This is a genomic window from Granulicella paludicola, assembly GCF_025685545.1.
GTDB lineage: Bacteria > Acidobacteriota > Terriglobia > Terriglobales > Acidobacteriaceae > Granulicella > Granulicella paludicola.
This window is the reverse complement of sequence record NZ_JAGSYC010000018.1, coordinates 64595-79190: the sequence shown is the minus strand read 5'-3', so window position 1 is coordinate 79190 and position 14596 is coordinate 64595. Positions and strand designations below refer to the sequence as shown.

At 60.9% G+C, this 14596-nt stretch carries 14 protein-coding genes; 8 read left to right on the top strand and 6 right to left on the bottom strand.

Going from position 1 to position 14596, the window contains the following annotated elements; all coding sequences use genetic code 11:
- Positions 1–6: 6 nt before the first annotated feature.
- The 3 genes from OHL14_RS02135 to argJ form a co-directional block, all read right to left on the bottom strand.
- On the bottom strand, positions 7–714 hold the full coding sequence (locus tag OHL14_RS02135; protein ID WP_263377656.1) for a thiamine pyrophosphate-dependent dehydrogenase E1 component subunit alpha: 708 nt from the start codon (positions 712–714) through the stop codon (positions 7–9).
- A 199-nt stretch (positions 715–913) separates the two neighbouring features.
- The gene (aceE, locus tag OHL14_RS02130) at positions 914–3583 is read right to left on the bottom strand and encodes a pyruvate dehydrogenase (acetyl-transferring), homodimeric type (protein ID WP_263377655.1); all 2670 of its coding nucleotides are present in this window, start codon (positions 3581–3583) and stop codon (positions 914–916) included.
- A gap of 135 nt (positions 3584–3718) precedes the next feature.
- A complete protein-coding gene (gene argJ / locus OHL14_RS02125; protein WP_263377654.1) occupies positions 3719–4942 on the bottom strand; it encodes a bifunctional glutamate N-acetyltransferase/amino-acid acetyltransferase ArgJ in 1224 nt (407 codons plus the stop codon).
- A 111-nt stretch (positions 4943–5053) separates the two neighbouring features.
- Here argJ and thiC point away from each other — a divergent pair, with 111 nt between their 5' ends.
- A complete protein-coding gene (gene thiC, locus OHL14_RS02120; RefSeq protein ID WP_263377653.1) occupies positions 5054–6532 on the top strand; it encodes a phosphomethylpyrimidine synthase ThiC in 1479 nt (492 codons plus the stop codon).
- Between the two features lie 103 nt (positions 6533–6635).
- On the opposite strand, the gene OHL14_RS02115 is transcribed toward thiC, so the two are convergent.
- The 3 genes from OHL14_RS02115 to mscL form a co-directional block, all read right to left on the bottom strand.
- Positions 6636–7268, bottom strand: a complete 633-nt coding sequence (locus OHL14_RS02115; protein ID WP_263377652.1) for an energy transducer TonB — start codon at positions 7266–7268, stop codon at positions 6636–6638.
- Positions 7269–7442: 174 nt separating this feature from the next.
- Positions 7443–9575, bottom strand: a complete 2133-nt coding sequence (locus tag OHL14_RS02110) for a M28 family metallopeptidase (protein WP_263377651.1) — start codon at positions 9573–9575, stop codon at positions 7443–7445.
- Between the two features lie 87 nt (positions 9576–9662).
- Complete coding sequence (gene mscL, locus OHL14_RS02105; RefSeq protein WP_263377650.1) at positions 9663–10061, bottom strand: large conductance mechanosensitive channel protein MscL; 399 nt, start codon at positions 10059–10061, stop codon at positions 9663–9665.
- Between the two features lie 188 nt (positions 10062–10249).
- Between mscL and OHL14_RS02100 the strand changes: the two genes are divergently transcribed.
- The 7 genes from OHL14_RS02100 to OHL14_RS02070 all read left to right on the top strand — a co-directional run bounded on the left by OHL14_RS02100 (position 10250) and on the right by OHL14_RS02070 (position 14528).
- Complete coding sequence (locus OHL14_RS02100) at positions 10250–10666, top strand: DUF6321 domain-containing protein (RefSeq protein ID WP_263377649.1); 417 nt, start codon at positions 10250–10252, stop codon at positions 10664–10666.
- Between the two features lie 21 nt (positions 10667–10687).
- Positions 10688–11410 carry a molybdenum cofactor biosynthesis protein gene (locus tag OHL14_RS02095; RefSeq protein WP_263377648.1) on the top strand — a complete coding sequence of 241 codons (723 nt, stop codon included), beginning with the start codon at positions 10688–10690 and terminating at the stop codon, positions 11408–11410.
- Complete coding sequence (locus OHL14_RS02090) at positions 11407–12384, top strand: VWA domain-containing protein (protein ID WP_263377647.1); 978 nt, start codon at positions 11407–11409, stop codon at positions 12382–12384. Before OHL14_RS02095 ends, OHL14_RS02090 begins: the two co-directional genes overlap by 4 nt.
- Before the next feature lie 129 nt (positions 12385–12513).
- On the top strand, positions 12514–12798 hold the full coding sequence (locus tag OHL14_RS02085) for an RNA chaperone Hfq (RefSeq protein WP_263377646.1): 285 nt from the start codon (positions 12514–12516) through the stop codon (positions 12796–12798).
- 3 nt (positions 12799–12801) lie between these two features.
- Positions 12802–13677: an inositol monophosphatase family protein gene (locus OHL14_RS02080; protein ID WP_263377645.1), complete on the top strand. Its 876-nt coding sequence runs from the start codon at positions 12802–12804 to the stop codon at positions 13675–13677.
- Positions 13677–14144, top strand: coding sequence for an NUDIX domain-containing protein (locus tag OHL14_RS02075; RefSeq protein WP_263377644.1), 468 nt, complete (start codon positions 13677–13679; stop codon positions 14142–14144). The genes OHL14_RS02080 and OHL14_RS02075 overlap by 1 nt, the downstream gene beginning before the upstream one ends.
- 123 nt (positions 14145–14267) lie before the next feature.
- Positions 14268–14528: a 4Fe-4S dicluster domain-containing protein gene (locus OHL14_RS02070; protein WP_263377643.1), complete on the top strand. Its 261-nt coding sequence runs from the start codon at positions 14268–14270 to the stop codon at positions 14526–14528.
- Positions 14529–14596: the final 68 nt, after the last annotated feature.

Below are 14596 nucleotides of genomic sequence, written 5' to 3'. Positions count from 1 at the left end.
TAAGGCTTAGGGGCGCTTCGGGAGAGCGATCTTACGAACGCGCAGGTAGCTCTGCAGTTTTGCAACAGGCTGCTGCGAAGCCGGTGCCGATTTGGTCTTGGGCGAGGTGACGGCCCAGATGACGGCGGGGCCGCAGCCGGTGCGGGCGCGGATGACGGACTCCTGCATGACGCGATAGACCGCGACAGCGTCTTCGCCATCAACGGCGGTGATGGCGATGCGGTTCTTGCGGGTGAAGGTCTCCATCGCGGACCAGGTCAAGGCGTCGGCGGTTTTGCCTTTGCCACCGTTTGCGGAGTCTTCGCAGAGAAAGATGAGCGGCAGCAGGTCGTTGTGTGCCCACAACAGAGCTTCCTGCCAGCCGGGTGCAGCGACGCCTGCGCGGGTGATCGCGAGCACAAGGGCGTTGGTGGCTGAGGCGGTCATGCCACGCGCGGCGCCGGCGCACACTGCGAGCCGTGACTTAACGCTGGTGTGCAGTGAACCTGCGAGCTTGCCCGACTTGCCGACGGGCGAGAGGATTTCGGCGGACTCGTCGTCAGCCTCGTGGCTTAGCAGATCGCCGGGTAGCAGCTGCATGGTCGTCGCTGCGAGGAAGGCCTCGCGAGGTCCGCGCTTGGCTGCTTTGTGTTTGCGCTCCAGATCGCGGCAACGCAGCATCTGCAGATACAGTTCACTCAGTTTTCGGTGGGGCAGCAACGGATTCTCAGACAAACAGGTGTTTCCTTTTGGGGAGGGTTTGAAGCTCTTAGCCAGTATGCATCATGGGATTCATCTGTGGAGCCTTGGCAGAACGACGAACTGCGGGAGATACGCGAGTGCAAGAGCCAGTACAAAAGCAGACTTCCTTCGGGAATGACAAATAAAGAAGAGGCACGGCCAGGAAGCCGTGCCTCGATTCCGTTCGAAGAGATCAGGCTTTGGCTGAGCCTGCGCCTTCGGTATTGAGGCCAAGCTCGGCGAAGGCCTTCTCCGCGACCTTGGGTTTGACGACGCCTTCGCGTACCAGCTTGGAGAGCGTTGCGGCGACGATCGATTCGGCATCCACTTCGAAGTGACGGCGCAGGTGCTCTCGGTTGTCGCTGCGGCCGAAGCCATCGGTGCCGAGTGAGGCCAGACGGCCGCCGAGCCAGGGCGAGAGGGAGTCCGGCATGGACTTCATGTAGTCGCTGGTCGCGATGATGGGCCCCGCGGCATCGCCGAGGGCTTCAACGATGTAGGGCTTCTTCTCCTTCGCGGCGGGATGCAGGCGGTTCCAGCGCTCGGTGTCGAGGCAGTCGCGGCGCAGCTCGTTGTAGCTGGTGACGCTCCAGACATCGGCGGCGATGCTGTACTTCTCGGCGAGGATCTGCTGCGCTTCCAGGACTTCGTTCAGGATCGGACCGGAGCCGAATAGCTGCACCTGCGCTGGCTTTTCGGCGGCCTTGTATTTATAGATACCGCGGAGGATGCCTTCGCGGATGCCATCAAGGTTCTGCACCTCGGGCTGCACGTAGTCCTCGTTGTACATGGTGATGTAGTAGAAGCAGTCTTCCATCTTCTCGTACATGCGCTCGATGCCGTTCTGGATGATGACCGCCATCTCGTAAAGAAAGGCGGGATCGTACGTGCGACAGGTGGGGATGGTTCCGGCGAGCACGGGGCTGTGACCGTCCTGGTGCTGCAGGCCTTCCCCGAGCATGGTGGTGCGGCCAGCGGTACCTCCCATGAGGAAGCCCTTGCCGCGGGAGTCTGCGAAGGCCCAAGCCATATCGCCGATGCGCTGGAAGCCGAACATCGAGTAGTACATGTAGAAGGGCACGATGGGCAGGTTGTAGTTGGTATAAGCGGTGCCGGCAGCGGTGAAGCTGGCCATGGAGCCCGCCTCGGTGATGCCTTCTTCGAGGATGGCGCCGTCCTTCTTCTCGCTGTAGCTGAGGAAGACGTCGGCATCGTGCGGGGTGTACTTCTGGCCTTCGGGAGCGTAGATGCCGACCGACTTCATTACGGATTCGAAGCCGAAGGTGCGGCCTTCGTCCGGGATGATGGGGACGATGTACTTGTTGATGCCCGACGCCGGTTTCAGCAGGCCGTTGAGCATGTTTACGAAGCCCATAGTGGTGGAGGCGGCGCGGCCCTTGGAGCCGTTGAGCCACTCCTTGAAGAAGTCGAGCTTAGGAGCGGTGAAGGAGAATTCCTTCACTTCGCGCTTGGGTAGATAGCCGCCTAGCTGCGAGCGGCGAGCGTGCATATAAGCGAGCGCGGGATCTTTTTCGCCGGGGTTGAAGAACTCGGCCCCGCTGATTTGCTCGGGGCTAAGACCAGCGTCGAAACGCTTGGCGAAGGCTTCGAGATCTTTGTCGGAGAGCTTCTTTTCAGAGTGCGTCGGGTTGCGGGCCTGGGCGAAGGCCATGCCGTAGCCCTTAACAGTCATGGCGAGGATAACGGTGGGACCACCCTTGTGCTCGGTTGCCTGTTTGTAGGCGTTGAAGATTTTGAGGGGGTCGTGGCCGCCGCGGTTCAGCGCGGCGAGCTGGTCGTCGGTCTTATCTTCTACGAGCTTCAGTAGCTCGGGATACTTGCCGAAGAAGTTCTCGCGAAGGTATGCGCCACCCTTGGCCTTGAAGGCCTGGAGTTCGCCGTCGACGCATTCTTCCATCCGCTTGAGCAGGAGACCTTGATGGTCGCGGGCGAAGAGCTCATCCCAGTCGGAGCCCCAGATGACCTTGATGACGTTCCAGCCGGTGCCGCGGAAGTCGCCTTCGAGCTCGTCGATGATGCGGGCGTTGCCGCGTACAGGGCCATCGAGGCGCTGCAGGTTGCAGTTGACTACGAAGATGAGGTTGTCGAGCTTTTCGCGGACTCCGAGTGAGATGGCGCCGAGGGTATCGACCTCGTCCGTTTCGCCATCGCCGACGAAGGCCCAGATCTTGCGGTCGGTCTTCTCGATGAGGCCGCGGTTCTCGAGGTAGCGCATGAAGCGCGCCTGATAGATCGCGTTCAGCGGTCCAATACCCATGGAGACCGTGGGGAACTGCCAGAAGTCCTTCATGAGCCACGGATGCGGGTAGGAGCTGAGTCCGGGGGTGTCGCGGAGTTCGTGGCGGAAGTTCTTCAGGTGCTGCTCGGAGAGACGGCCTTCGAGAAAGGCACGGGAGTAGACGCCGGGCGAGGCGTGACCCTGAAAGTAGACGAAGTCTCCGGGCTGCGATCCGTAGCTGGCGCGGAAGAAGTGGTTGAAGCCGACCTCAAGCAGGGTGGCCTGCGAGGCGTACGTGGAGATATGGCCGCCGATGCCAGCGTCGTACTTGTTCTGCTTGTGCACCATCGCCATGGCGTTCCAGCGGATGAGGGACTCGATGCGTTCTTCGAGGGCGCGGTCGCCGGGGTAGGGGAGCTCATCGTGCTTGGGGATGGTGTTCTGGAAGGGGGTGACAGTGGCGCCGGTGAAGGGCACTCCAGCCTCGCGTGCGCGGGTGCGGAGCTGCGCGAGAAGCTGCTCAGCCTGCTGCACGTCATGCGCGACGACCTCGTCAAATGCTTCAATCCACTCAGCGACCTCTGCGGTCAGGTCCTTCTTTACAGCTTCGTCGAGCAGTGCCATCGCTAAATCCCCTTACTTCCATGTGTCGGTATGCAATTAACCCACTACTACGATAAACGCGGCTTATACAGATGCGCCAGCGGTGGCCCAATATCGGAGCGATTTGGGATTTCCGGTATTTGATCCTGCGGAAGTCTAGGTGGAGTAGTCGGCGTTGATCGAGACGTATTCGTGGGTGAGGTCGCAGGTGAGGAAGCGGCTCCTGCCGGTTCCCTGGTGCAGGTCAAGAGCGATGGTGTATTCGCGGGCGCTCATGGCGGCGTGGGTGGCGGCCTCGTCGAAGGCGGTGGAACGCATGCCGTTCTCGAAGACGGGTAGACCGGCTATTTCGATGGTGATGTCATTGGGGTCGAAGGCAACGCCGGCGCGACCGGCGGCGGCGAGCAGGCGGCCCCAGTTGGGGTCGGCGCTGGACCAGGCGGTCTTGCAGAGGGGGGATTCGCCGATGGTGCGGGCGATCTGCTTGGCTTCGGCGTCGGTCCGTGCTCCAGTGACGTCGAGGGTGACGACATGGGTGACGCCTTCGCCGTCGTCGACGATCTGGCGGGCGAGGGACTGGCAGACCTCTAGCAGAGCGGCTTCGAAGAGCGGGACAGCTTCGCCGGTGGCTTCGACGCCGCTTTTGGCGCTGGCGAGGAGAAGGACGGTGTCGTTGGTGCTCATATCGCCGTCGATGGAGATGGAGTTGAAGCTGCCTTCCACTGCGGGCGTGAGCATAGAGGACAGTAGCTCGGGGCTGGCGGAGAGGTCGGTGAAGAGGTAGACCAGCATCGTCGCGTGGGGGACGAGTTGGGGACCGATCATGCCGGCTCCCTTGGAGCAGCCCCACAGGTTGACGATCTTGCCGTCGACCTCGAAGGATTGCGCGGCGACCTTCATCTTGGTGTCGGTGGTGAGGATGGCGCGGGCGAAGGCTTCGGCGTGGGCGGGGGTGTCGCCAAGCGTGGCGGCAGCAGCGGGCGCGGCGGCTATGAGCTTTTCCACGGGGAGTGGCACGCCGATGATGCCGGTCGATGAGGGGAAGACCTCGTCGAAGACGCAGCCGACGGCGTCGGCGAGAGCGACGCAGCTCTTCTGGCAGGCGTCGAGGCCAGCCGTGCCGGTGGCGCAGTTCGCGTTGCCGGAGTTCACGAGCACGGCCTTGACGATGCTTCCGGTGGCCTTGAGGTGGCGGCGGCCGACGGTGACGGGAGCGGCGACCATCTGGTTGCTGGTGAACATGGCACCCGCCGCGGCACCGGATTCGCAGACGGCGATGGCCATGTCTGGGCGGCCGCTGGCTTTGATGCCGGCGGTTGCGGAGGTCCACTTGAAGCCGAGAGGGAGCGCGACGGTTGCGAGAGAGGCAGTGCTGTTCACACTGTCATCCTATCAATCTCCGCCGGTAGCTCGCGGCGTATACTCATCGGATAACAGTGGGAGCACGGCGCAGCGATAACCGCGCGCTCCTGAGTGGGAGATTGAGAATCTATGAGCACGAACGGCAACGGGAATGGCAACGGGCACGTACACGATAACAACTACGTCGTTCCGCAGCCGCGCAAGGACTGGATCGTAAACCGTAAGGCTGAGGCTGCGCGCACCGGCGACTGGAACATGAGCCAGATGCACTTCGCTCGTCTCGGCAAGATCACCGAAGAGATGGCGTATGTGGCGCACAAGGAGAAGCTCGAGGCCGAGTATATCCGTCAGGAGATTGCCAAGGGGACGATGATCATCCCGGCAAACATCAACCACCTTGAGCTGGAGCCGATGGCGATCGGCGTGGGCTCGCTCTGCAAGATCAATGCGAACATTGGCAACTCGGCGCTGGTATCGAACGTGGATGAGGAGCTGCGCAAGCTGCATACGGCCGTCCACTATGGCGCGGATACGGTGATGGATCTTTCGACCGGTGGCGATATTCCGATGATCCGCGAGGCGATCATTCGCCATTCGCCGGTGCCGATCGGCACGGTGCCGCTGTACGAAGCGCTGAGCCGTGTGAAGCGCGTGGAAGATCTGAATATCGACCTTTATATGGAGGTGCTGGAAGAGCAGGCGCAGCAGGGTGTGGACTACTTCACGATCCATGCAGGCGTGCTGATCCAGTATGTGCCGATGGTGTCGAAGCGCATTACGGGTATCGTGAGCCGTGGCGGAGCGATCCTGGCGCAGTGGATGACCGCGAACCACAAGCAGAACTTCCTGTACGAGAACTTTGACCGCATTACGAAGCTGATGGCGAAGTACGACGTGAGCTACTCGCTGGGCGATGGCCTGCGGCCGGGCTCTGTTGCGGATGCCTCGGACGAGGCTCAGTTTGCGGAGTTGAAGACTCTGGGCGAGCTGACGCGGCAGGCCTGGAAGGACGACGTGCAGGTCATGATCGAAGGCCCTGGCCATGTGCCGATGGACAAGATCAAGGAGCAGGTCGATAAGGAAGTCGAACTCTGTGACGGCGCTCCGTTCTATGTGCTCGGTCCGCTGGTGACCGATATTGCTCCGGGGTACGACCACATCACAAGCGCGATTGGTGCGGCGATGATCGGCTGGCATGGCGCGGCGATGCTCTGCTACGTGACGCCGAAGGAGCACCTTGGTCTTCCAAACGAGAAGGATGTGAAGGACGGCATCATCGCGTACAAGATCGCTGCCCATGCGGCAGACATTGCGCGGCATCGTCCGGGTGCACGCGATCGCGACGATGCGATCTCGCATGCTCGCTACACGTTCGATTGGGATGCTCAGTTCGCGCTGTCGCTCGACCCTGAAACCGCGCGTTCGATGCATGACGAGACGCTCCCAGATGACTACTACAAGGAAGCTGCGTTCTGCTCGATGTGCGGACCGAAGTTCTGCTCGATGAACTGGTCGAGCAAGGTCGACAAGTACAACGAGGAAGTCCATGGGCTGAAGAAGCCCGAACTCACGCAGATATTTACTGAGCAGATGGCTTTGCGGCAGTGAACGAACAGTGAGTAGACAATAATGAGAAGACAGGAGTGAAAAGGCCCGCCAGAGCACAGGCGGGTCTTTTTGTTTCTTTATTAACTGCTGTCTTGTTTTGGCCTTATCCGCGTTCGTAGTGGAAGAGCAATTCCTGTTCGCTGGATACCGGCTGACCGTTCCTGGTGGCGGGCTGGAAGGTCCACTGCTGGATGGTGGCGAGGACAGTTTCGTCGATGCCGTGTCCCAGGCCGTGGGCCATGGTGGACTTGGCGATGTGGCCTTTTTCGTCGATCACTACGTCAACGATGACATCTCCGCGGGTGCCCGCGGGGAGGCTGTTGAGATTGGGCTTGGGGTAAGGATGGTTGAGTTCGAGCGCAAGGGTGATCTGGCCGTCACCGAGAGCGTCGTTACCGGTTCCGGTGGAGCTACCGGCTGCGGTGGAAGGGGCTGCGGGTGTGGGCGCGGGCTGCTTCGGGGTGGGAACCGTGGGCGTTGGGGGAAGCTTCTTCTTCGGCGGAACAGCTTTCGATTGCAACTGCGCTGCCGGGGAGCTTTCGCCGGGCTGCCATGTGAGCAGCATGTTGTGGCCGTTGCGATCGCCGGGGCGGGTCACGGCTGAGAGCTTTGGGGCTTTGTGCAGCAGAAGGCCGGTAAAGAGGAGTGCGTGAAGGCCGACGGAGGCGACGAGCCAGCGATTGGCGCGCGGGGTCGATGGGGTGAGCGACAGCAGGAGGTTGTCGTTGTTGGCCATGGGAGCCCTCTTGGTTAGGACTCTAGCATAGGTGGTGGGGTTAGCCGTGGATGTTTCCGGCGAGAAGCAGGTCCTTCGCTTGCACCCCAACGAACAAAGAACGTTCGCCGGGGACCCGCCTGCGCTCAGGATGACAATGTTCATCCTCCTGAGTGCAGGCGGGCCTAATCGCCGCTATTTTGCGGCGTTTTCAAGGACGGCTGCTGCGTTATTAAGTGTCGTGGTCAGGACGGCGAGCTGGGCCTGCGTGCGGGCTGCATCGTTGGCATCGATGCCTTCGGTGACGCCGGGGATGACGACGGCGGCGTAGCCGGTGTACTCGCCCGGGTCGAAGATGGAGTGCTTATACCAACTGCGGTGGGGCAGGCCGTCCTTGATGAGCAGGGCCGTCTCTGCGTCGCGCAGGGCGGAGTTCACCTCGGCCAGCTTCGCTCCGGAGAGTTTCGAGGTCTGCACAGCGTAGATGGTCTGACCTGCGTTGGCGAAGCGCTTGGCGGCTTCGGTAGCAGGGGTGAAGTTGAGGTTCAGCTTGGCGTTGGTGGCACGCTGGCTGGCCTCGTTGATGAAGCGGATGACGTCGGCACCGTAGATGCGGTAGTCGTAGGGAAGGACTTCGGCATCGGCCATATGAAGCAGTTCGAGGCCAAAAACGCGGGCCATCTGCTGCTCATAAACGAAGGTGGGGTCAGCGTTCTTAATGAACCAGTTGTAGTTGTCGAAGACGGAGTGGTAGACGCCGTAGGGACCATCGGAGCCGATGTCGGTGGAGGGCACGCCGATGTGCTGGAAGAAGGGGGTGAAGTCGGAGCCGGAGCCCAGGGTGCCGACGACGACATCCTCGGGAGCGGTGCCGTTGCGGCGCGCGCGGGGCGTGTCCTGCGACTTCAGCCACTGGTCATACACCGTGCCACCCTTGGGACTGGGGACCTGGTGGGCCACGTCGCGGACGAACTGCGCGAGCGAGGGAACGGCGGAGGCGTTGAACTCGGAGCCGGAGACGGCGACATCGGTGTTGAAGTAGGCGACGGCGTGGGAGAGTTCGGCGGCGTGAGCTTCGACCCACTCCGTGGAACCGACTAGGCCTTCTTCTTCTGCGTCCCAGCTGGCGACGACGATGGTGCGCTTCGGCTTCCAGCCCTGTCTCAGCAAGTCGCCGAGGCCATGTACGGTTTCGAGCATGGCGGCGGTACCGGAGTTGGGATCGACCGCGCCGTAGACCCAGGCATCGCGGTGATTTCCGGCCACAACGAGATCCTTCGTGTCTTCGCCGGGGATGGTGCCGATAACGTCCCAGATGGTGCGGAGCTTGTAGTCCTGCTCCAGGTGCATGTGGACCTTGACGGTGCCGGTGCCGCCGAGGTGGTAGGTGAAGGGCAGCGCGCCCTGCCACTCATGCGGGGTGGCTGCGCCGCCTAGCGCTTCGAGAATCGGACCAGCGTCTTTGTAGGAGAGCGGGTTGGCCGGGATGGACGGCTGGTTCATCTTTGTGGTGTCCATCATGCGCTCGGAGTCTTTGAGCGACTCGGTAGCGCCGATGCCGGGCGAAGAGGGATCGCCAGCGTAGATGGGCAGGAACTGGACGCTGCCGCGCTGCACGGCGGAGGCAGGCCGCATGGGGCCACGGGGATACATGTCGCCCCGGGCGTAGCCATCGTCGGCGGGGTCGGAGTAGATGATGACGCCGGCGGCTCCGGCCTGCTGGGCGATATAGACCTTCACGCCGCGGAAGTTGGCTCCGTAGCGGACGAGGACGATCTTACCTTTGACGTCGACGCCAAGCTCTTTGAGCTTTTTGAAGTCTTCAGCTGTGCCGTAGTTGGCGTAGACGGCATCGGCGGTGATGTCACCGGAGGCGGAGGAGCCGTTGAAGGCGGGCAGGACGCGAGGATCGTCTTGGAACGGGTCGCCGCCGTACAGCTTGGGATCGACGTGCTCGGGCGTGGGGCCGGACATCAGCAGTTTGCCGTTGGCGTCTGTAGCGGAGATTTCGATCTTGACGGGCTTGTTGAGCCAGACGCGGTAGGGGACGATTTCGGTCTGCAAGCCTGCGGCTTTGAACTTGTCGGCGACGTAGACGGCGGTCTTGTAGTCCTCGGGTGAGCTTGCCCAGTGGGGCTCGGCGGTGAGGATTTTTAGGTGCTGGCCTGCGAGCTTGGCGTCTGGGATGGCGAGAAAGGCGGCGTCCCACTTGGCCTGCTGCGAAAAGTCCGAGTAGCCGAAGACGGCTGGTGCCTGGGCCTGCGTGGCGAGGGTGCTGAGAGAGACGAGGCTGCCGAAGAGAACGGCCCGGACGATCGATCTGCGCATCAAGTAGCTCCTGGAAGGGTGTCTAAGGAGTGTACGCGATGGAGAAGGATGGTCCGGGCCGTGGTGGGCGTTGTTCGAGCGTGCTGACTAGACGGGCTGAGTGCAGAACTTGCAACGTGTCGCGGCGAGAGGGATATCGCCGAGGCATTGCGGGCAAGCCTTGGTGCTTGGCGGCGCAGCGGCGGGTGGGTTGAACTTCTTCAACAGGAACTGGGTCGGCAGGACGAGGAAAAAATAAACGACACCTGCGATCAGCAGAAAGTTGATGACGGCCGTGAGGAAGGTGCCGTACTTGATTTCTCCGCCGTGGAGATGGCCGACCAGGTAGTCGAAGTTCGGCTTGCCGACAACCGCGCCAAGCAGCGGGTTGATGATGTTGGTCGTGAGAGCGGTGACAATGGCGGTGAAGGCGGCGCCGATGATGACGGCGACGGCCAGGTCCATAACATTTCCGCGCAAGATGAAGTCGCGAAATCCTTTGAGCATGTTTGTTCTCCAGGGAGATTTGGATAATTCGAATGTGGGCCGCTGCGTTACTGCGCGAGTATAACGTGCGTTCGGTCGATGAAGGGGCGTGTGTTGTCGATAGTACGAATAGAGCGGCGAGTTGGATATTCAGGCTGGCAAACTCTTTAGGTGTGTTTCGACTCTGAGGTTCAGAGGAGACTGAGCCGATGTCTACGAAAAAAGCTGCGAAGAAGAGTGGTTCGATGCCTGCTAATGGGAAAGACCCGAGGGGCGGGCTAACGGCGGCAGGACGGGCGTTTTTCAAGAAGACAGAGGGGTCGAACCTGAAGCCGGGGGTTACGGGAGCAGCGGATACTCCGGAAAAGATGCGGCGGAAGGGGTCGTTCCTGACACGGCATTTTACTCATCCGCGCGGGCCGATGGTCGATGACAAGGGCAAGCCGACGAGGCTGGCTCTGAGTGCGCATGCCTGGGGCGAACCGGTGCCGAAGACGATGGCAGCGGCAGAGCGGCTTGCTGCGAAAGGCAGAAAGTTGCTGGAGAAATATCATGCGGAGAAGGAGAAGTCGGCGAAAAACAAGTCTGTCAAGAAGAGAGCTCCTGCGAAGAAGCAAGTGGAGTAACGGGTGACGTATTCTGCAGGGGTGAGTTCTTTGTTGATTCAGGAGCGGTTGATGCGTGTGCGGCTAGTATCGTTCGGGCCGTTGAAGGCCGCGTTCGCAAATGGAGACGGATGGCGCGAGTTGCCGGAGGGAACGTCGGTGGCAAGCCTGCTTGAGCAACTGCGCCTGGATGGCGTGGTGAGCGAGGCGGCGCTGAAATCTGCGGCGGTGGCGGTGAATCATGAGTACGCACGAGGAAGTGCTGTGCTCACAGATGGCGATGAGGTAGCGATTCTTCCTCCCGTGAGTGGCGGCTTGGAAGAGAGTGCGATGGTGTTCCTGACGCGGGAGAAGATTGACTCCGCTGCGGTGATGGAGGCGATCAAGGCTGGGCCAGACGGCGCAGTATGCGTCTTTGATGGCATCGTGCGCAACAATACGCGGGGGCGGAAGACGCTGCATCTCGACTACGAGGCCTACGAGGAGATGGCGCTGCGGCAGATGCAGGTGCTCCGTTCTGAAGCGATCGAGTATAAGGGTGTGCGCGAGGTGGCGATCGTGCATCGGCTGGGGCGGCTGGAGATTGGGGAGACGAGCGTGCTGATCGTGGTAACTTCGGCGCATCGCGGCGCGGCGTTTGAGGCGTGCCGTTGGGTAATCGATACGCTGAAGAAGACCGTCCCAGTCTGGAAGAAGGAGCAGTTTGCCGACGGCGCAGTGTGGGCCGATGGCGAGCCGTTCCCGGAAGACCTGAGCTCACGATGAGGTTTGTTTTAACGGCGTTGATGGTGGCGATGGCGGGTGGGCCGTACGCTGCGATTCAACCGCAGGCGCTGGCACAACAGGCGCCTGCACCGATCGAACGTCAGTTGCCGCAGATGCCGGGGCTGCGTGTCGAGAGCCGCCTCGTGCCAGTGGCCGTGAATGTGGTGGATGAGCATGGCTCTCCGGTGGCGGGTCTGACGCAGGAGGACTTCGAGGTCTTCGAGGACAATAAGGCGCAGAAGATTGCCGTGTTCGATAAGGAAGCGACGACGCCGTTGCAGATTGTGCTGGCGCTCGATTCAAGCGAGAGCGTGGCCATCGACGATCACCTGGAGCATGAGGCCGCGAAGACGTTTGTGAAGACGCTGCTGCGCGCGCAGGACCGCCTGGACCTGATGTACTTTTCCGACAATGTAGACGAGGTGGTTGGCTTTACGAATGATGTGAAGCGGATCGAAAGCGGATTGGGCAACGTTCCGCATGGCGATGCGACGGCGCTGTATGACGCGATATATCTCGCGAGCCAACGCATGGTGGCTGTGCCGCTGGCAGGTGCGCGGCGGGTCGTGGTGGTAATCACTGATGGAGAGAATACGACCCATCACGGCAGCTACGATGCTGCGCTGGAGCAGGCGGAGCGCGCTGGAGCGATGATTTATTCGCTGATCATCGTGCCGGTGGAGGCGGATGCGGGCCGCAATACGGGCGGCGAACATGCGCTGATCCAGATGGCGAACGACACCGGCGGCAAGTACTACTACGTGAGCAAGAAGCAAGACCTGGCGCCGGCGTTCGCGCACGTGTCGGACGATCTGCGAACGCAGTACACGGTAGGCTATTACGCTCCCCAGCGTGGCGTCGATCCTTCGGGGCTGCGGCATATTCGGCTACAGCTAAAGGATCCGGAGAAGCGCTCTAAGTATGATTTGCGCTATCGAACGGCGTATTACGGGAACAACGTTCCGAGGCCATGAAGTCGTGACCTGTGCCGTGGAAGTCTGAAAGACGCGACGTCTCTCGAACCAAATGGTTGCTTGTGTTGAAGCGAATTAAGAGCCGTGATTGCTTGGGATTTGATTGAATAAATCCCCTACAATTGAAGCATGTCGATCTTCAAGAGGAAGCCGAAGAAGGGGCCGCCGACCGGTGAAACGGGCCAGGAGGCGCTGTATCTGAAGTCGCTCAGCGACCGTCAGGTACCCGTAGCCGTCAAGCTGCGCGATGGGGAAGTGGTTCATGGTTGGATCGAGTACTTCGATGAGATGATGGTGCGCCTGACCCGTGAGGGCAAGCCGAACCTGTTCATCTATAAGACTCAGATCCGCACCATTACCGAGGGTGCTGGTTCGTCGGCACGCCGCAGCAGCGCACAGCGCGAGACGGTCTAAACGATGTCAGAGTATGCAGGGCTTGTATCTATTGCAGAGTCGATCGCCCGCGAGGCGGGAGCCTTGCTGCGCGAGTACTACCATCGCGGTGTAACGGCGGAGTTCAAGGGCGATGTCGATATCGTCACCGAGGCCGACCGCGCGAGCGAGAAGCTGATCGTCGGCCGCCTGAATGCTGAGCTGCCAACGCATGGCATCTACGGCGAAGAGGGAACGCGGACCGGACTCGATGCCGAGTATCGCTGGTATGTCGATCCGCTCGATGGCACGACGAATTTTGCGCATGGCTTTCCGGTCTTTGCGGTGGTTTTGGGCTGCGAGAAGCGCACGCCTGGGCTGGCTGCGAATGAAGACGGTGAGATGGTCGCCGGAGTGATCTATGATCCGCTGCGCGATGAGATGTTCTCGACGGCTCGCGGTGAGGGTGCTTTCCTGAACGGCAAGCCGATCCACGTATCGAAGGCGCCGCTGTTGCAGGAGTCGTTGATCGCGACAGGTTTTCCGAGTCAGAAGCGCCATGAGAGCCCGAACGTGCATTTTTACCAAGAGTTCACGCTACGCTCGCACGGCGTACGACGCGCTGGGGCTGCGGCGATTGATCTTGCCTACGTGGCTTGTGGTCGGCTGGAAGGCTATTGGGAGTTTCAGCTAAATCCTTGGGATACTTCGGCGGGATATTTGCTGGTGGAAGAGGCGGGCGGTCGGATCACGCACTTCGACGGCAGCAAATTCACGCTCGATAGCCGCGAGGTGTTGGCGACGAACGGCAACATCCATGGCGAGATTCAGCAGCTGTTCGTCGACATGTTCGCTGGCAAGAATCTGGAGCCGATTCCGACGCCTGCCGAGTTTGCGGCGCGCCGGGCGAAGCTGGCGTAATGCTGCGGCTTCGCCGTTCTGCACGAGTATTTCTGTTTGACGAGACCGATAGCCTGTTGCTCATTCGCTTCCAGGCGATGCGGAGTGACGGGCTATTCGTCTTCTGGGTTACTCCCGGCGGCGAGATTGAGAGCGGTGAGGCCGAGCTCGCCGCGGCCGAGCGGGAGTTGTTCGAAGAGCTTGGGCTGAGGGTGCCGCTGGTCGGGCCAGTGCATCAGGAGCAGGGTGGCACCTATGAGCACCTTGGCGAGACGGTGCGGAACTACGATGTCTTCTTCGCAGCGAGGTGTACGCGGGCTGAGCCCAAACTGATCGGCGTGACCGAAACGGAGGTGGCGCTGATGCAGGAGATTCGCTGGTGGACGCTCGAAGAGATCGCCGCGACTGCAGAGAACCTCTATCCTGCCAGGATCGCCGACATCGCAGGCAAGGCGCTGCTGAAATTGCCAAACGTCCTTAAATCGTAAGAAATAAGCCTGAACCAGTCCGAGTTGTGAATATTTGTTGATACATCCGTGACAGAAATCCTTGCTAGAATCGAGATCGATAAGCAACATCAGAAGGAAGTTTTTACTTAGGAGATCAGAACCATGGCGTATGTAATCGCAGAACCCTGCATCGGCACAAAGGACACAGCTTGCGTGGATGCTTGCCCGGTGGACTGTATCCACCCGAAGAAGGACGAGGGCGGCTACGGTGAGACCGAGCAGCTCTTCATCGATCCGGTCGAGTGCATCGACTGCGGCGCCTGCGTCCCGGTTTGCCCGGTGTCGGCGATCTACGCTGCGGACGACCTGCCGGAAAAGTGGGCTGCTTTCCAGGAAAAGGGTGCCTCGCACTTCGGTCGCTAAGCTTTTTTGCAGTGCAGCAACGCGCAGCCTCAGCTAAGGTTGCGCGTTTTTGTTTGGGCGGCAGGGTG